The organism is Rugosimonospora africana (assembly GCF_016862975.1).
Classification (GTDB): Bacteria; Actinomycetota; Actinomycetes; order Mycobacteriales; family Micromonosporaceae; genus Rugosimonospora; species Rugosimonospora africana.
In genome coordinates, this window is record NZ_BONZ01000085.1 from 23,464 (window position 1) to 41,801 (window position 18,338).

Here is an 18,338-nt window from a genome sequence, read left to right on the forward strand (position 1 = left end):
TCCACTCACCGGCGCGTCGTCAACCGAAGGACTGGGCATGAGCGAGACCGTGAAGAGCCCGCGGGAGCGTTACCGCGCGCAGGTCCGTGACGAGATCAAGGCACACGCCTGGGCGCAGGTGGCCACGACCGGCGCCGCGGCCCTGTCTCTCAACGCCATCGCGAAGCAGATGGGCATCAGCGGCCCCGCCCTCTACCGCTACTTCCGCAACCGCGACGAACTGATGACCGAACTCGTCCTCGACGCCTACCGCGACCTGTCAACCACCTGCCGGGCCGCGGCGGCGACCGCGCACACGCCCACCACCCGGCTGGCCGCGGTGGCGGGCGCACTGCGCCGCTGGGCCCTGGCCGAACCGCATCGATACCTGCTCATCTACGGCACCCCCGTGCCCGGCTACGCCGCCCCGCCCGAAGCGACCGCGATCGCCGCCAGCATCATGTCGGTGCTGATGGACGCGTTCACCGCGGCGTCCGCCGCCGCTGATACTGCGAGCGACGCCGCGACCGGTCCGCTCCCCAAGCCCGCCGCGGCTCTCGACCGCCACCTGGCCACCCACCGGCAGTGGGCGGCCGACCACCCCGCTCCCCCGGCCGTCCTGCGTTGCGCGCTCACCTTCTGGACCCGGCTGCACGGCGTGGTCAGCCTCGAGGTCGCCGGCCACTTCACCGGCATGAACTTCGACCCGGCCCTGCTCTACGCCGCGGAGGCCGACGCCGCCATCGCCGCGAGGTAGCGCCGCCATCACCGCCAGGCCGCCGGGGCTCGACGCAGCTCACGCAGCCCCGCGCGTCTCCGATCCACCGCTCCCCGCGCCCAACGACGAATCCCGAACGCTTTTCATGAATATAAGATCTTGATCGCGCCGCCGGCAGGCGGCGCGACCAGTGACATAGGGAGCACGATGCTCGAGAGAACGAAGTGGCTGCTGGGCGTCGCCGCCGCGGCCACACTGCTCATGGCCGTGCCGGGCACCCCGGCCACGGCCAGCGGGCCCAGGGGTACGGCGACAACCGGCGCGGGCTCCGCCGGTGGCGGGAAGACGTACAACGTCACGCTGCTCACCGGCGACGTGGTCACCGTGCAGACCACCGGTACGGGCTGCCCGCGGGTGCGGGTGAAGCCCGCCGACCCGACCGCGGTGGTGCAGCAGAGCTGCGGTCCCGACGGGCACGTACACGTCATCCCGGCCCGGGTGGCGGCGCAGGTCGGTACGGTCCTCGACCCGGAGCTGTTCGACGTCACCACGCTGATCGGCGACGGCTACGACGACGCCAGCACCACCGAGCTGCCGGTGATCGTGCAGCCCGCCGCGAACCTGCGCATGACGGCCCTCGACGGCGTACGGCAGCTGTCCAGCATCGGCGCGGTGGCCGGAAGCGTACCCAAGAAGAACCCCGCCACCGCGAAGCTGGCCGCCGGCTCCCTGCTCACCGGGGCGCGGCACGTCTGGCTCGACCGCAAGGTCCACGCCACCAAGGTCGACGCCACCCAGGTCGACGTCACCGAGGTCGACACGCACACTCAGCTCGACCACGACCTCAGCCAGATCGACGCGCCGCAGGCGTGGCAGGCCGGGTACACCGGCAAGGGAGTCCGGGTCGCGGTGCTCGACACCGGCGCCGACTTCACCCACCCCGACCTGGCCGGCCAGGTCGTCGACCGGGCCGACTTCGTCACCGACGGCGGCGACGCGGTGGACCACTACGGTCACGGTACCCACGTCGCCGCGACCATCGCCGGCACCGGCGCCGCAGCGGACGGACAGCGTCGCGGCGTTGCGCCGAACGCCAAGCTGGTCATCGGCAAGGTCCTCGACGACAGCGGCTCCGGCGCCGACTCCGGCATCATCGCGGGCATGGAGTGGGCCGCCACCCGGGCCGATGTGATCAACATGAGCCTCGGTGGCGAGGACCCGGACGACGGTTCCGACCCGCTCTCGCTCGCCGTCGACGCGCTGAGCGAGCAGACCGGCGCGCTCTTCGTCATCGCCGCCGGCAACAGCGGCGGTGCCATCTCGTCGCCCGGCTCCGCCGCCGACGCTCTGACCGTGGGCGCCGTCGACGGCAACGACCACATCGCCGACTTCTCCAGCCGCGGACCGCTGATCAACACCCGGGTGGCCAAGCCGGAACTGGTGGCGCCGGGCGTCGGCATCGTGGCGGCGCGGGCCGCCGGTACCACGCTGGGCAACCCGGTCGACCGGTACTACACGTCGCTGGACGGCACCTCGATGGCCACCCCGCACGTCGCGGGCGCCGCGGCACTGCTCGTGCAGCGCCACCCCGACTGGTCGGCGCGGCAGCTCAAGGCCGCCCTCGTCGGCGCGGCGGACCCGCTGCCCGGTGCTGATGGGTACGCCGCCGGCGCCGGGCGCCTGGACGCCGTGCGGGCGCTCACCGGCCCGGTGAGCGACCAGCCGGTGGTCAACCTGGGTACGTTCGACTACCCGCAGTCCGGGTCCGCCGAGGCGAAGCTGAGCTGGACCGGTGAGCAGAGCCCGGCGAGCGTCACGCTCGACCTGGACCTCACGGTCGCCAACCACGACGGTGACGCGGCACCACGCGGTACCGCGTCGCTCTCGACCGACCACCTGACGCTCAAGCGGGGAGAGTCGGCCGGCGCGACGGTACGGTTCAACCGCGCGGCCCCAGCCGCGAAGCCGGGCTACTACCTGGCCACCGTCACCGCGCGGACGCCGAACCACCGGCTGGTGTCCACCACGCCGATCGCCTTCTACGTGGAGCCGCCCAGCTACGACCTGACGATCGACACCCGCGCCCTGCCTGGCGCGACGCCGGACGAGTTCCCGGCGGCCGGCGTGCAGGTGACCGACCTCGACGACCCGCTGGTCTACTACGGCGGCGCGTACCTCGCGGCCGGCGAGAGCACCACGCTGCGGGTTCCGGCCGGCCGGTACGCGGTGACGGGCGGATTCAGCGCGTACAACGCCGAGACGGAGGAGCAGGTCGGAGCGTGGGTCGGCAGCAGTGACATCTCCGTTTCCGGCGACCGGACGGTCACCCTGGACCCGGCCACGGCCAAGCCGCTGACCGCCCGGGTCGACGGGCGGTCCACCACGACCACCACCACCGACTTCTCCTACGTGCAGACGGCGAAGAACGGCCTGAGCTGGTACCAGGCGGTCTCGTCCTGGGGCGACCCGGCGCACGTGTCGGTGTCGCCGGTCGCGCTGCCCGGCATCGGGTCGCTGCGGCTGTACGGGGGCTGGGCGCTGGACTCGCCGCAGGGCACCGCTGACCCGTACCACTACGACCTCGCGCACGAGTACACGAAGGGCGTGCCGGCCGACCCGACGTACCGGGTGACCGCCGCCGACCAGGCCAGGCTGGCCCGCATCGACGAGCGGTTCAACGAGATGGACTCCCCCGGGATGACCACCTCGATGCGCCGGTACGCGTTCACCGGGGACGGGATCTACCTGACCCAGAACCAGAGCTTCGACCCACCCGCGACCCGTACCGACTACGTCTCGCCGGGCTACCTCTGGCAGGACGAGGGGACCTACGGCGGCCTGCCCGCCCAGGAGGCGCCCCGCGAGTACCAGCCCGGCAGCCGGCAGGCGAAGGTCTGGGCGCGGCAGCCGCTGCGCTCCGACTGGTTCGACGACCCGGCCGGCGCGGGCTACAGCTGCGCCACCCCGCCGTCACGCACCAGCGGCAACCTGCACCTGGACCTGGTCATGCTCACCGACCAGCACGAGCGGGCCGACTGCCTCCAGGACGGCACGATCGGAGTGACCCGGACGCTGTCGCTGTACCGCGACGGCACGCTCGTCACCCAGCAGGACGCCGCACGCGCCGACATCACGGTGCCGGCCAAGGCCGCGGACTACCGGCTGACCTTCGACGTCGACACGAGCCGGGTGCTGCCGATGTCGACCCGGGTCACCACCTCGTGGACGTTCCGGTCGGCGGGGCCGAGCGGTACGGCGAGCGTGGGCCTGCCGCTGCTGTCGGTCGACTACGCGCTGCCGCTGGACGCCGCCAACCGCCCGGCGGGTGGGACGGCCACGTTCGCGGTCCGGCAGGCGACCGGCGTACCGGCGCAGAAGGTGACGTCGTTCCAGGTCTGGACGTCGACCGACGACGGCGGCACCTGGCGGTCGGCCCGGGTCCGGACGGACCGGGACGGCTACCACGTCGACCTGCCCACGGCCGCGGCCGGGCAGGCGGTCTCGCTGCGAGTGAAGGCCGGAGCCAGCGGCGGCAGCGGCATCGACCAGACGATCATCCGGGCGTACGACGCCGGCTGACGTCGTACCGCCACGCGGCCCGATCCCTCCGGGGGTCGGGCCGCGGTCGGTTGTTGCTGGCTGTGCTGGTATTGATGAACGTCCCGTTTCACAATTGCAGGTCATGAAGCGGATCGGGGTGCGAGACCTCAACGAAGGGGCCCTTGGCCGGCGTGCGCCGGCCAAGGGCCCCTTCTTCTGCGATCAGCCTACGGTCAGCCGTCCGAGTCGGACGACGGCAGGTAGGCGCCGGGCACCTGGTCCGGGGCGTAGATCTTGGACTCGCCCGGGTAGGGCTTGGCCCAGCCGTGCGTGTCGTACCACGTGTAGTGGTTCATCTGCGCCGGGTTCGCGTAGTCCGGGACCGCGTTCGGCCCGGTCAGACGCTGCTTCGACTTCCACTGCTGCCACTGCCCCGCGACCTGCTTCGCGGCGGCCGGGACCACCGTCGAGGGCTGAACGGCCGCGAACTGCGCCGGGACGTTGTCCCAACCGCAGCTCGGCTGGGTCGCGTAGCCGAGGGTCAGCGACGTGCGGTTCGGCACCGCGGTGAACGGCGTGAAGTTGGGCTTGGTGGTGAACGCCGTGGTCATCGGGGTGGCCGCGCTGTCCTCCTGGTTCATCGGGTGGATGCCCAGGATCTGCTCGATGGTCCGGACCATCGTGACCTGCGAGTAGTAGGTGTCGTCCACCACGCCACGCTGGGCGTAGGGGCTGATCACCTGGACCGGAGCGCGGTGGCCGTCGACGTGGTCCTGGCCAGCCTGGCTGTCGTCCTCGACGACGAAGATCGCCGAGTCCTTCCAGTACGGGCTGTGCGAGATCGTGTCGACGATCTTGCCGACCGCGAGGTCGTTGTCGGCGACCTGGGCGGCCGAGTTCAGCGGGCCACCGGTGTGGTCGCTGGACAGCCAGAACATGTTCAGGTTGGCCGGCCCGTTCTTCTCGAAGTCCTGCTTCCAGATCTCGTACCGGTACAGGTCCGGGATGCTGGTGTCGAACTTCGGGTACGCGTGGTTCGTGACCGCGTTCAGCGACGGGATCGGCGAGGACGTCACCTGGTTGATGGTGGTCGCCTGGCCGGTCGCCTCCATGTTCTGCGCGTCGCAGTAGAACGTGCTCCAGTTGTTGCCGGCCGGGACCGACTCGAACTGGTTGAACTCGCCGAAGTCGCGCACCGACTTGCCAGCCGCCTGCGCCCCGCTCCAGATGAAGCCGGACCGCTGGTGACCCAGCGCGTCGTCCTCGGTGTCGTAGCTGCGCAGGTACTCACCGGCGGACGACTCGGTGTACTCCGGGTTGTCGCCCTGCATCAGCCAGTTGTGACCCTCGGCGGAGTTCGTCGGCGGGTCGTAGAAGTTGTCGTACAGGCCGAACTGCTCGGCCAGCGCGTGCTGGTCCGGCGTCACGTTCTCGCCGAACTGCGTCAGCGACGGGTCGCCGTTGCCCTGCGCCATGTCACCGAACACCTGGTCGTAGGTGCGGTTCTCCTTGACGAGCAGGAACACGTGCTTGATCGTCGACGGGTCGCCGATCTTCGCCGGGACCGGTACCGCCTTGGCCTTCTTGCCCTTGGCCAGCTGCACCGAGTTGTTGGTCCAGCCGTTGTACTGGAAGACCTTGTCGGTGTACTTGCTGGTGTCGTGGTCACTGGGCAGCTTGAACCGGGTCAGGCTGCTCGTGGTGTCGTGGGTGTTGTGCCCGTTGCTGTCGGCGCGCGCGGCGTCGATGCCACGGGTGTTGCCCACCACGATCTGGCCGCCGACCTGGTCGACCGAGGCCGGGAAGTAGTCCGTGGGCAGCAAGCCGACGTACTTGACCGGTGCCTGCGCGTTCGTGTACTTGTACACGGCGACCGCGTTGGCCCGGCCGAGCGTGATCAGCAGGTGCCCGTCGTTGGTGAGGGTCACACCGTCCGGCTCGTAGCCGACGGTGGCCTCCGGCCACGGCTGGGTGGTGATGGTCTGGACGACCCTGTCCTTGCCGGGGTCGATGACCGAGACGGTGTCGCTGCCGGTGTTCGTGACGAACAGCGCACCGTTCTTGGTGTACACGTCGGTCGGGTGCAGGCCGACGTCGATGCTCTTCACCGCGGCGGTCGGGTTCGCCAGGTCGATGACGCTGACCGTGCCGGTGGTGGTGGCACCGGTGTTCGGGTTCGCCGGCACCTGGGTGCCGTACGAGTTGATGGTGGTGTCACCGGCGGTCGCCGTGCGTCCACCCTCGTTGCTGACGTACAGCTTGGTGCCGATGCGCAGGATGCCGCGCGGTGCGTTGCCGACCGCCCAGCTCTGCCCGAGGGCACCGGAGGCCGCGTCGATGGCCTGGATGCGGTTCTGGCCGTTGACCGCGGCGTACACCGTGGCGCCGTCGGCCGAGAACACGGCCTGGGCCGGCAGACCGCTCTTCGAGCCGTCCTTCGGGATGCTGACGGTGGTCGGCGCGCTCACCGTACCGTCGGCGTTGACCGGGAACCGGGAGTACCCGTCGGTACGGGGCACCCACAGGAACTTCCCGTCCGGGGAGTACGTCGGCCCCTGCTGGCCCACGTCGCCACCGCTGATCTTCAGGTTGGCGGCGGCGCCGCTGCCGACCAGCTGCTGAACCTTCCAGTTCTTCAGGTCCACGATGGTCAGCGCGATGCCGCCGTCGGTGGTCAGCGCGGCGAGGTGGTTGCCGTCCGGGCTGATCGTGTCGGCCATGATCTTGCCGTTGGGGATGACCAGCCGGTCACCGATCGGGTTGATGATCTGGTCGTCGGACAGCACCAGGCCCTGGCGGTTGGACTGCCCGGCCTGGTCATTGCCCAAGCCACGCGTGGAAGCGTAGGCGATTCCCGAACCGGTGAACGCGACAGCCACAGCAGCGGCACCCGCGACCACCAGCCGAGCCCTCCGACCCGAGGGCCCGAAGAGTCTCAGACGGGCCTTCCGGGCGGCCCGGCGTTGACGAGCAACTTGCATTCCTATCCCTTCCTTGCGGCGGCGAGCAGGTCGACGGATCCGTCGAGCTGCCAGAGCGGGTTCGGGGCGTCCCCGGTCGGGGTATGCACCACGAAGTACCCGTTCACTTGCGTCGGTCCGTCGCCGTCGGCGACGTACCGACCGTCTGGGGTGACGTCGAGCTGGTAGATGGCCTGTCCCACGGCATCGACGCCGGGCAGGTGCCAGCTGACCACGCAACGCCAGCCGTTGCCGGCACCGGTGTTCTCCTCCAGGCCGCCGCCCTTGTCGCAGGCCGCGGTCGCCCGCAACTGCGCCTCGGTGACGGCGGGGCGGTGCAGCTCATCGGTCTGCACCCGGTAGAGGTGGGCGAACACCGTCGCCAGCGAACCCTCCAGCTTGCCCTGCTCGATGCCTGAGCCCCGGGCGGGAGGAGCGGCGACCGCGAGCACCCCGACCGTGAGGGCGAGCAGTGCGGCCAGCGGCAGGACGCCGGCGGTGAGCGTACGGCGGGCGGAGCCGTCGTAGGTGGCGCTGGTGAAGTCGCGCCGCAGGAACAACCAGTACGCCAGCCCGGTCGCGAGGACGGCCCACAACAGGCTCACCACGACGCCGACCAGCAACGGGCCGAGCTGCATGGAACTGGTGAACAGGCCGCGCCACGCGATGAAGGCGTAGCCGGGCAGCGCCAGGCGCACCGCGACCGGCAGCGGAAGCATCTGGGCGACCTGCATGGCCAGCGCGACAACCGCCGGCAGCAGCAGCCCCATCGGCGAACGCCCCAACGTGACCGACCCGAGCAGCCCGATCGCCGCCAGCGCCAGGGTCGGGGCCAGCGCGCAGGCCCACGCCAGCAGCACCTTGCCGGCCGCGTCCGCCGGGGCGAGCAACTGCCCGTCCAGGCCGACCAGCGGCCGGTTGCCGACCGCGAGGACTCCGGCGACGGCGCTGGAGCAGGCCAGCCCGACCACCAGCACCAGGATGACGGTGAGGCTGGCCAGGGTCTTGGCCAGGAAGATCCGCCGCGGTGAGCGGATCGCCACCAGCAGATGCCGCCAGGTGCCGAGCCGGTCCTCGGCCGCGAACACGTCGCCGGCCACCACCGAGGTGAGCAACGGCAGCACCCAGGTGCCAGAGAAGGTGAGAAGCACCAGTGACCCGGCCCAGCCTGTGGCGTTCATCCAGCGACCGAACACGGTGTCGGAGGGCAGTGAACTCTGCTGGCTCACCACGGCCACGAAGACCGCCGGCACGATCCAGGAAGCCAGGATCAGCAGCCGTACCCGCCACTGGGCGAGCAGCTTGACCAGCTCGAAGCGGTACCCACGGGATACCGGAACCCGGTGAACGACGGCGGCCGGGGCTATCGACTGGTCCGGATCGTGGCGCGGCGCTAGACGCGCCGAGCCGGACTGGTCGAACGTGGCCGTCACTGGTTGTCCTCCTGCTTCTCGGTGAGCGCCAGAAACGCCGCCTCCAGCGGCGAGATGACCGGGGCCAGTTCGCGCACCGCGATCCCGGCCTGCACGAGCCGCACCACCAGGTCGTCCAGGGCCGCCACCGGCGCGCGTACCACCAAGGCGTCGCCACGCGCCCGCTGGCCCGCGGCGGTCTCGTCGACCAGCTGCAACCCGGACGTGGCGAGTGCCAGTTCGCGGGCGGCGGCCGCATCGGTCGTGACCAGCCGGTAGTCGAGTTCGTCGCTCTCCGCGCTCAGCTTGTCCAGCGGACCGGAGAAGACCACCCGGCCGGTGCTGACGATGGTGACCTCGGAGCACAACGCCTCGACGTCGTCCATGCGGTGACTGGACAGCACCACGGCCGTCCCGTCCGCGGCGAGGCGGGTGAGGACCCGGTGCATGTGATTCTTGCTGGCCGGGTCCAGGCCGTTGGTCGGCTCGTCGAGTACCAGCAGCCGCGGCGTGGTCAGCAGCGCGGCGGCGAGTCCGAGCCGCTGGCGCATGCCGAGGGAGAAGCCCCTGACCCGGTCGTCCGCGACGTCGGTGAGTCCGACCTGGTCGAGCACTTCCGCGATGCCCGCCTCGCGGGCGTCACGGTCACCACGGTCACGACCGCGAAGCGCGGCGAGCGCGGCAAGGTTCTGCCGGGCGGTGAGCGACGGGTACAGTCCCGGGCCGTCCACGAAGCCGGCGACACCGTCGGGCGCGGTGAGCGCACGGCCCACCGGCGATCCCAGGATCTCCAGACTTCCGCTGTCCGCGACGGCCAGGCCGAGCATCAGACCGAGCAGCGTGGTCTTTCCGGCGCCGTTGGGGCCGACCAGGCCGTGGATCCGGCCGGGCGCCACGTCCAGGTCGATGGCGTCGAGCGCGACAACCTCGGCGAAGCACTTGGTGATTCCGCGCGCCCGAACCGCCAGGGGCGTATCCATAGGTCCTTCCTTCTCGTCGTCTCTCACGGACCCTGCGAGCGCAGGTGGCGCCGGGAACGTGAAACGTCGTGAAGGCACCCCTACAGAACCTAGGGGCCGGAATCTCCATCAGTCCGAAAGCCGGGTGAACAACGCCTTAACTGGGGCGTACCGCGGATCGATGCGGGAGAGGACGGACGCGAAGCGCGATCCGCGACCACGCGCACGGGCGAAGCCGTTGGACAGCTCGACCCCGAGTCGATCAGACTCGGAGTCGATCTCGGCGGAGGAGGAGACCGATGGAGTACCGCACGTTGGGCAGCACCGGCACCGTGGTGTCGTCGCATTGCCTGGGCACGATGACGTTCGGCAACGAGAGCAGCGAGGAGGTGTCGCACGCGCAGCTCGACCGGTTCGTCGAACGTGGCGGGAACTTCATCGACACGGCCAACGTGTACTCCCGTGGAGTGTCCGAGGACATCATCGGTCGCTGGCTCGCAACCCGGCAGGGGATGCGGGATCAGCTCGTCATCGCGACCAAGGGGCGTTTCCCCATGGGAGATGGGCCCAATGCGGCGGGCCTGACCCGTACCAACCTGTCCCGGGCGTTGGACGCGAGCCTGCGCCGGCTCGGGGTCGAGACCATCGACCTGTACCAGGCGCACGCCTGGGATCCGCTGACCCCGATCGAGGAGACCCTCGGCTTCTTCGACGACGCGGTACGCGCCGGCAAAATCCGGTACGCGGGCGTCAGCAACTTCCTCGGCTGGCAGCTGCAGAAGGCTTCGCTGCTGGCACGGTTCCGTGGACTCGCGCCGATCGTGACGCTGCAGCCGCAGTACAACCTGCTGGTACGCGACATCGAGTTCGAGCTGGTGGACGTCTGCCGCAACGAGAACATCGGGATCCTGCCGTGGTCGCCGCTGGCCGGTGGTTGGTTGACCGGGAAGTACCAGCGCGACCACGTGCCGACCGGCGCGACCCGGCTCGGCGAGGACCCCCGGCGTGGCATGGAGGCATACGCCCCACGCAACGCGCAGGAACGCACGTGGCAGGTCATCGACGCGGTGCGGCAGGTCGCCGAGGGGCGCGGCGTGTCCATGTCACAGGTGGCGCTGGCCTGGCTCGCGGCGCGGCCCGCGGTCACTTCGGTGATCCTCGGCGCCCGGACGCTCGACCAGCTCGACGACAACCTCGGCGCCGCCGACCTGCACCTGTCGGAGAAGGAGACGGCTGTGCTCACCGAGGCCAGCGCGCCGATCGTGTCCGACTACCCGTACGGCACGCCGGGCGTCCAGCAGCGCTCGCGTGCCCTGACCCCGTCGAGCTGAGTGGCTGGGCCCGCCGCGGGCCGGCAGCTGATCGGCAGGACAGGGCCCGGGCGGGCGGCACTTGATACGTTGGCGACCGTGACGGCGAGCGGTGGTTCCGGGACAGCCTCCGAGGCGGTCGAGCGGGCGCTGCGCGCCGTCGCCGCCCACGAACCGGTAGTGCACGCCTGGACGCACCTGGACCCGGAGCGTGCCCGGCGCGAGGCGCGCGAGATCGACGCCCGCGCGGTCGGCTCGCCCTCGGCCGCGGGTTCGCCCTCGGCCGCGGGTTCGCCCTCGGCCACGGGCTCGCCCTCAGCCACAGGCCCGCGCGCGGGCGAAGACCTGCCTCTGCGCGGGTTGGTGCTCGGCGTGAAGGATGTCTTCGACACCGCCGACCAGCCCACCGAGTGCGGCACGCCGATCTACACGGGACGCCGGCCGAGCGCGGACGCGGCCGCGGTGGCTCTGCTGCGGGCGGCGGGCGCGACCTGCCTCGGCAAGACCGTCACCGCCGAACTCGCCTTCCTCACCCCCGGTCCGACCACCAACCCGCACCGGCCCACGCACACCCCGGGTGGCTCGTCGATGGGCTCTGCGGCGGCGGTCGCCACCGGCATGGCGGACATCGCCCTCGGTACGCAGACCGCCGGTTCGGTCATCCGGCCGGCGAGTTTCTGCGGCGTGTACGGCTTCAAGCCCACGTTCGGCTCGGTGTCGGTGGCCGGCGTCAAGCTCTTCGCTCCGTCGCTGGACACGGTCGGCTGGTTCGCGCGCACACCCGCGGCGCTCGATCGGGTACGTGTGGCCTTGACCGGCAGGCCGGCCGGCATGCCGCTCGCCTCGGCACCGGTGATCGGGGTGCTGCGCACCGAGGAGTGGCAGTCATGCGCGCCGGAGAGCCGGCGGGCGGTGGAGGATCTGGCCGGCAGCCTGACCGCGCACGGTGCCCGGGTCGTGGAGGTACCGGTGCCGGACTACCTGGACGGCCTCGCCGCCGTACAGCCGCTGGTGATGGTCTACGAGGCGGTCCGGACGCTGGTCTGGGAGGAGCGGATGCACCGCGACCGGCTCTCGGAAGGACTGCGGGCGGCTCTCGATCGCGGGCACGCGACCGATCCGGCTGAGTACGACCGGGTACAGGCCCGGCGGCGGGAGGCCACCGCGCGTCTCGACGGACTGTTCGACACCGTCGACGTCCTGCTGACGCCGGCCGTGGTGGGTGAGGCGCCGGCCGGACTGGACACCACCGGCGATCCGCGCTTCGCCCGCCTGTGGACGATGCTGGGTACGCCCAGCGCGGTGGTACCGGTCGCCACCGGGCCGACCGGGCTGCCGGTCGGCGCGCAGTTGGTCGGTCGGGTGGGCGACGACGCGCGGCTGCTCGCGGTGGTCGCCTGGCTGGCCGAGCGGGGGATCGTGCCGGAGCCCCGGCTGGCGCGCCCCTGACCGCCCGGGTCCACCCGAAGGTGCCGGTCACCGCCCCCAACGAGCGGCGCTCACCAGCACCTCACGACGTGCCTCAGGCGAACGTGCCGCCGAGGTTCTGCCAGCCCGGGATCCGCGCCCGTGGCCCGTCAAACCATGGTGGTACGGCCGGCGGCTCGAGCCTGGAAGGATGGCGCGGTGAGAACGGTGCCCGATCCCGAGGTGTGCGCACGCTGGCGACTGACGGCCGGCCAGCTGCTGGGCGACCGGGCCGGCGTGACGTGGCAGGCCACACGCGATGGCGTGGAGTTCATCGTCAAGCGATTCGACTCTTCCTTTCCCCCAGGCTGGTGGTACACGCTGCGGGTCGCGGCGGCCCTCCGGCGCCAGGGGTGGCCGACTCCGGAGCCGGCCGAGGAGCCACTAGTCACTCCCGACGGCGCGTGGGTGCTGTTCCACCGGCTGCCCGGCCGGCACCTGACGCCGGCCGACCGGGACAGACCCGCCGAACAGCGGGCCCGCGGGCGGCTGCTCGCGGAGTTCCACGCGGCCGCGGCCGGGAGCGGCATCGCCGACCAGCGCGAGGGATTCACCGGTCCGGCGGAGGTGGTGAGCGACCCGGAGTTGGAGCACTGGCTCCGGGTACACGAGACGGCCCGTCCCGACGAGGGGCGGGTGCTGCGGGCGTGCCGTGACGCGGCGGCGGAGTGGTTCGCCGGCAACCCCACTCCGCACGCGCCACGCAGCGTCATCCACGGCGACTTCGCGCCCTGGAACCTGCTGTTCGAGGCCGGCCGGCTGACCGGCGTGCTGGACTTCGAGGCAACCCACCACACCTTTCAGGTGGCCGACTTCGCGCTGTCCTGGCGCGGGTACCACGACGACGTTCTGCTCGGCTACGACGAGGTGCGGGCCCTGTCCGACGCCGAGTGGCAACTGGTGCGGCCGGTGTTCTGGGCATGGCTGTTCCTCGGCGTCAAGGATCTGCTGTCGGAAAGCTATGCCGGTACCCGCGACAACGGCGCGCCGCCGCGACTGGAATGGCAGGTGAACCACTTCCGGAAGCACTCCCCTCTGCTCGCGAGGAGAGCCGGCGTGGCGCCGCCGTTCGATGGCTGAACGCCGCCCGGTGTCGGGACAGTCGCGGGTGCGGTAAGGGATGCCCTCCCATTGACGTCGTTGCATCAGAGCAGTAATAACGAAGGTGATCGACTTCCACTGCCCACCGCTGCCACGCGGCAGCTCCCGCGTGTACGGCGCCGGATCCGCGCCCCCTGCGCGAGTTCCGGCGTCCCCCCGTTCTCGGATCTCTCGAAGGGCCCGGCACATGCGCCTCACCGGCATCACCCGCATGACGCGGTCAAGAACGATCACCCGGCAGGGCATCGCCCGTGCCGCTGCCGTCGCCGTCGCCGTCGCGGCGCTCGGGATCGCGTCGGTCCCGAGTTCGTCGTCGGGATCGGCGAATGCCCCGAACTACTCGCCCATCGCGCAGCGGGCGGTCGGCACCTGCGGCGTGGCGAAGGCCGACCGGATCGCGGCACTGCGGACCGCGCTGGACAACGTGGCGACGAAGCTGGCCAGCGGCGCCACCAACGCGCAGCGCTGGGGCAGCCTCGACCTGCGCGACCTCTACAGCTACCACGTGGACAGCCTGTGGAAGCAGGGCGTCGACGGCTGCGGTACGGCGGTCGCGGTCCTCGAGGGCTGGGAGTACCCGAACACGCAGGCCGACCTCGACACCCTGGACGCGCAGATCGGCCTGCCGAACACCACCGTGGAGACCGTCTACCCCAACGGCCCGCTGCCCGCGGTCTGCCCGCCCGGCATGGTGGCCCTGGGCTCCTACGGCTCCTGCAGCGCCTGGCAGGGTGAACTCCGGCTGGACGTCGAGGCGGTGCACCTGATGGCGCCGTACGCCAAGATCGTCATCTCGGCGACACCGTCGGACAGCGAGGTCGTCGGCGACCCGTCCAGCGAGGTCGCGATGCCCGAGATCGTCAAGGGTATGGAGTACCTCAGCAAGAACAAGCTCGCCAACGTCATGTCGATCAGCGACGGTTCGAGCGAGACCGACTACAGCCGCGGCGCGGCCGAGATCCATGCCCAGGACGTCGGCGAGTTGACCGCCGCCGCGGCCGGCATTCCGATCGCCAACGCGACCGGCGACTGCGGCGCCGCGCAGAACCTCACCACCGCCACCCGGCAGTGTGGCACCGTCTCGTCCGGTCCGGCGTCGGCGACCTGGGCCGACTCGCCGTGGGTGACCGCGGTCGGCGGCAGCACCGCCCAGCGCACGGCGCCCTGCCCGCCGTGCACCGCCCCGGGCAACGGCGAGGACACCTTCGTGGTCAACCCGATCGAGGGTGCCGGCCTCTCGGAGATGTACCGGCGGCCGTCGTACCAGTCGGCCACGGCCGACATCACCGGAAGCCCGATGCGTTCGATGCCGGACATCACAATGAACAGCGCGTCCGGCACCTCGGAGTCGGCACCGCTGTTCGCCGGCATCCTGGCGATGGCCACCCAACTGAAGGGCGCCAACCTCGGACCGATCAACGAGGCGCTCTACAAGACGATGGCGAAGAGCCCGAGCCGCAACGGCCTGATCGACGTCGCGTCCGGCAACAACACGTTCAACCGCGGCGGCATCTACGTCCCGGGCTACACGGCGGTGGCGGGGTACGACGTGGCGACCGGCTGGGGCACAGTCGACGCGGCGAAGTTCGTACCCGCGCTGGCGAAGGCGACCCACCACAACCTGATGCCGTCGGAGGCGTACGGCCAGCTGACGACGCTCCAGCAGACGTTGAGCATCACGCCGTCGTCGTTCCTGTCCTCGACGGCCACGATCGACCTGACCGACACGGGCTTCCTGCCCGGCCACCCGGTCACCATCACGGTCGACGGAAACCCGCTCGCGACGGTCACCGTCGACACGGCGGGCAACTGGAGCTACTCCTTCACCGCCACCGACAAGGGCCTCGCGGTCGGCAAGCACACGCTGGCCGTTCACAGCCTGCTGCTCGACCAGACGAAGCCGTTCTGGGTCACCTCCTGATCCTCCCCGTGGCCCACCTCAGCGTCGGCTGAGGCGCCACCCGGGCCGGCCCCGATCCGCGATGCGCGGGTCGGGGCCGATCCACGTTCCGGATACCGGCATTGTGTGCGCCACACACATGGTCTGCCGTCGATGCGGCCCCGTACCGTCGGCTGCACCCGGCGCCGGGATGGCGCCGGCAACTACCCGCCGGGCGTGAAGGGGGTGCGATGGCAGCGGCGATGATGTCGGTTCGCGGGCTGTCCCGCGACTTCCGCGGGTTCCGGGCGGTGGACCGGGTCGACCTCGACATCGCGCGGGACAGCGTGCACGCCCTGGTCGGGCCGAACGGGGCGGGCAAGACGACACTGTTCAATCTCCTCACCGGGTTTCTGACACCCACCGCCGGGCGCGTCGAGCTGGACGGGCGGGACATCACCGGACTGCCCCCGGAACGGATCGCCGGCCTCGGCGTCGCCCGCTCGTTCCAGATCACCAGCCTGTTCCCCCAGTTGTCCGCGGTCGAGCAGGTGGAACTCGCGCTGCAGGGCCACTCCGGCCGGGGCATGGCGTTCTGGCGTTCGCGGCGGACCATGCGTCGGTACCGGGAGCCGGCGATGCGGGTACTCGAACAGGTGGGGCTCGAGGACGTGGCCGCAGTACCCGGGCAGGAACTCGCGTACGGCCGCAAGCGCGCACTGGAGCTGGCCCTCGCCCTGGCACTGCACCCACGGGTACTGCTGCTCGACGAGCCGACCGCCGGCATGGGGCTGGAAGACATCGACCGGACCGTCGAGCTGATCGAGCGGGTCCGGCGGGACCGCACCGTCGTCATGGTGGAGCACAACATGAGCGTGGTGGGCCGGCTGGCGGATCGGGTGACCGTGCTGACCGCGGGCCGGGTGCTGGTCGAGGGCGGGTACGACGAGGTCCGCGCCGACCCCCGGGTCATCGACGCATACCTGGGGACCGGCCATGCTGCGCGTTGACCGGCTGTCGGCCGGGTACGGCGAGGCCACCGTGCTGCGGGACGTGTCGCTGCAGGTCGCGGCCGGCGAGGTGGTCACCCTGTGCGGCCGCAACGGCGCCGGAAAGACCACCCTGCTGCGCGCGATCATGGGCCTGCACCGGCAGGTACAGGGCCGGATCGAGCTGCTGGGAACGGACCTGGGGCGGCTGCCTCCGCACCGCCGCGCCCGGCTCGGGCTCGGCTGGGTCCCCGACGACCGGGGCGCCTACGCGACCCTGTCGGTGGCCGAGAGCCTCACCCTCCCGCCGGTGGTCGGCCCCGAACCGTGGCCGCTGGCGCGGGTCTACGAGGTGTTCCCCGCGCTGTACGCCCGCCGCGGCGCGGCGGCGAACACGCTGTCCGGCGGCGAACAGCAGATGCTGGCCCTGGCCCGGGTGCTGCGGATGGGCGCCCGGCTGCTGCTGTGCGACGAACCGACCGAGGGACTGTCCCCGCTGCTGGTCGGGCAGATCGGCACCATCCTGCGGGAAGCCAGGACGCACGGCGTGACCGTGCTGCTGGTCGAGCAGAACCTGCACTTCGCGACGACCGTCGCCGACCGGCACTACGTGCTGGCCGAGGGACGCATCGTCGAGGCGCTGGACAACGACGACGTCCAGGCGCGCGAGCACGAGTTGCTCAGCTATCTCGGAATCTGAGCCAGATCGGCCGGGAGGGCGGTGTCCCACGGCCCGGCGCAAGCATAAGGAGACGCGATGCGCACTATCCGGATCCGGAAACCGTTGGCTCTCGCGGCGGCCGCGCTGGTACTGGCCGGCTGTGGCGGCGGCGGGCCGCGCGGCGGCGGCGGCAGCAAACTGACCGACGGGAAGATCGTGCTGGGCGTGCTGAACGACCAGTCCGGCGGGTACGCCGACCTCGGCGGCAAGAACGCGGTGGTGGCCGTGCAGCTGGCCATCGACGACTTCAAGGCCAAGTACGGCGCCAAGGCCGTCACGAAGGACATCACCGTGGTCACCGCCGACCACCAGAACAAGCCCGACGTGGCCAAGACCGACGCCCAGCAGATGTACGACCGGCAGGGCGTCGACGCCATCTTCGACGTGCCCACGTCCTCGGCCGCGCTGGCCGTCGCCGATGTCGCCAAGCAGGACAAGCGGCTCTACTTCAACATCTCCGCCGCGAGCGACGACCTCAACGGCAAGTCCTGCAACAAGTTCACCTTCCACTACGCGTACGACACGAACATGTTGGCCAACGGCACCGGTGCGGCCGACACCGAGGGCGGCGCGCGGAACTGGTACCTCGTCTACCCGAACTACGCCTTCGGGCAGGACATGACGCGCGGCTTCACGCAAGCCGTGTCGAAGGCGGGCGGGCACGTCGTGGCCACCGCCGGATCACCCTTCCCGAACCCCACCGAGGACTATTCCTCCCTACTGCTCAAGGCCGCCTCGCTGAACCCGAAGCCGGACACGCTGGGCGTCATGCAGGCCGGCGCCGACCTGCAGAACGTGGTCAAGCAGTACAACCAGTTCAAGCTCAAGGACCGGGGAATCAAGCTCGCCGTCGGGCTGATGTTCATCACCGACATCCACTCGCTGGGCCCGGACGCCCTGGCCGGTACCACCTTCACCGACGCCTGGTACTGGAACTTCGACCAGACCAACCGGAGCTTCGCCAACCGGTTCTACGCCAAGACGCAGACCCGGCCGACCTTCGCCCACGCGGCCAACTACTCCGCGGCGCTCAACTACCTGGAGGCGGTGCAGGCGGCCGGTACCGACGACGCGGCCACGGTGGTGGGGAACCTGGAAGGCAAGAAGATCAACGACGTGTTCCTGCGCAACGGCACCGTACGCGCGGCGGACCACCTGGTCACTCACGACGCGTACCTGGCGCAGGTCAAGCCGTCCAGCCAGGTCGCCGAACCGTGGGACTACGAAAAGATCATCAAGACCATCCCGGCCGACCAGGCGTTCAACCCTCCGTCCGGCGACTGCCACCTGTGATTGGACGCGC

12 protein-coding genes are annotated in these 18,338 nt (G+C 70.9%); 9 read left to right on the top strand and 3 right to left on the bottom strand.

Annotation, left to right across the window (positions count from 1 at the left end; translation table 11 throughout):
- Positions 1–37 precede the first annotated feature (37 nt).
- Together Raf01_RS39520 and Raf01_RS39525 are read left to right on the top strand one after the other, a co-directional pair.
- Positions 38–736 (top strand): TetR/AcrR family transcriptional regulator, encoded by a 699-nt coding sequence (locus Raf01_RS39520; protein WP_203923241.1) that lies wholly within the window; start codon positions 38–40, stop codon positions 734–736.
- Positions 737–904: 168 nt separating this feature from the next.
- On the top strand, positions 905–4,276 hold the full coding sequence (locus tag Raf01_RS39525) for a S8 family serine peptidase (protein WP_239134320.1): 3,372 nt from the start codon (positions 905–907) through the stop codon (positions 4,274–4,276).
- Positions 4,277–4,470: 194 nt separating this feature from the next.
- Here the strand turns inward: Raf01_RS39525 and Raf01_RS39530 are convergent, their stop codons facing one another.
- From Raf01_RS39530 to Raf01_RS39540, 3 genes are all read right to left on the bottom strand, one after another.
- A complete protein-coding gene (locus Raf01_RS39530) occupies positions 4,471–7,065 on the bottom strand; it encodes an alkaline phosphatase family protein (protein ID WP_239134321.1) in 2,595 nt (864 codons plus the stop codon).
- Positions 7,066–7,220: 155 nt separating this feature from the next.
- A complete protein-coding gene (locus Raf01_RS39535) occupies positions 7,221–8,630 on the bottom strand; it encodes an ABC transporter permease (RefSeq protein ID WP_239134322.1) in 1,410 nt (469 codons plus the stop codon).
- On the bottom strand, positions 8,627–9,589 hold the full coding sequence (locus tag Raf01_RS39540; protein ID WP_203923243.1) for an ABC transporter ATP-binding protein: 963 nt from the start codon (positions 9,587–9,589) through the stop codon (positions 8,627–8,629). The genes Raf01_RS39535 and Raf01_RS39540 overlap by 4 nt, the downstream gene beginning before the upstream one ends.
- Positions 9,590–9,867: 278 nt before the next feature.
- Here Raf01_RS39540 and Raf01_RS39545 point away from each other — a divergent pair, with 278 nt between their 5' ends.
- The 7 genes from Raf01_RS39545 (at position 9,868) to Raf01_RS39575 (ending at position 18,328) form a co-directional block, all read left to right on the top strand.
- On the top strand, positions 9,868–10,899 hold the full coding sequence (locus Raf01_RS39545; protein WP_203923244.1) for an aldo/keto reductase: 1,032 nt from the start codon (positions 9,868–9,870) through the stop codon (positions 10,897–10,899).
- 78 nt (positions 10,900–10,977) lie between these two features.
- Positions 10,978–12,327: an amidase gene (locus tag Raf01_RS39550; protein ID WP_203923245.1), complete on the top strand. Its 1,350-nt coding sequence runs from the start codon at positions 10,978–10,980 to the stop codon at positions 12,325–12,327.
- Positions 12,328–12,504: 177 nt separating this feature from the next.
- Positions 12,505–13,425, top strand: a complete 921-nt coding sequence (locus Raf01_RS39555) for a phosphotransferase enzyme family protein (protein ID WP_203923246.1) — start codon at positions 12,505–12,507, stop codon at positions 13,423–13,425.
- 232 nt (positions 13,426–13,657) lie between these two features.
- Positions 13,658–15,367 carry a S53 family peptidase gene (locus Raf01_RS39560; protein WP_203923247.1) on the top strand — a complete coding sequence of 570 codons (1,710 nt, stop codon included), beginning with the start codon at positions 13,658–13,660 and terminating at the stop codon, positions 15,365–15,367.
- Between the two features lie 209 nt (positions 15,368–15,576).
- A complete protein-coding gene (locus Raf01_RS39565; protein WP_203923248.1) occupies positions 15,577–16,335 on the top strand; it encodes an ABC transporter ATP-binding protein in 759 nt (252 codons plus the stop codon).
- Positions 16,322–17,014, top strand: coding sequence for an ABC transporter ATP-binding protein (locus tag Raf01_RS39570; protein WP_203923249.1), 693 nt, complete (start codon positions 16,322–16,324; stop codon positions 17,012–17,014). The genes Raf01_RS39565 and Raf01_RS39570 overlap by 14 nt, the downstream gene beginning before the upstream one ends.
- Before the next feature lie 57 nt (positions 17,015–17,071).
- A complete protein-coding gene (locus Raf01_RS39575) occupies positions 17,072–18,328 on the top strand; it encodes an ABC transporter substrate-binding protein (RefSeq protein WP_203923250.1) in 1,257 nt (418 codons plus the stop codon).
- The last annotated feature ends 10 nt before the right edge of the window (positions 18,329–18,338 follow it).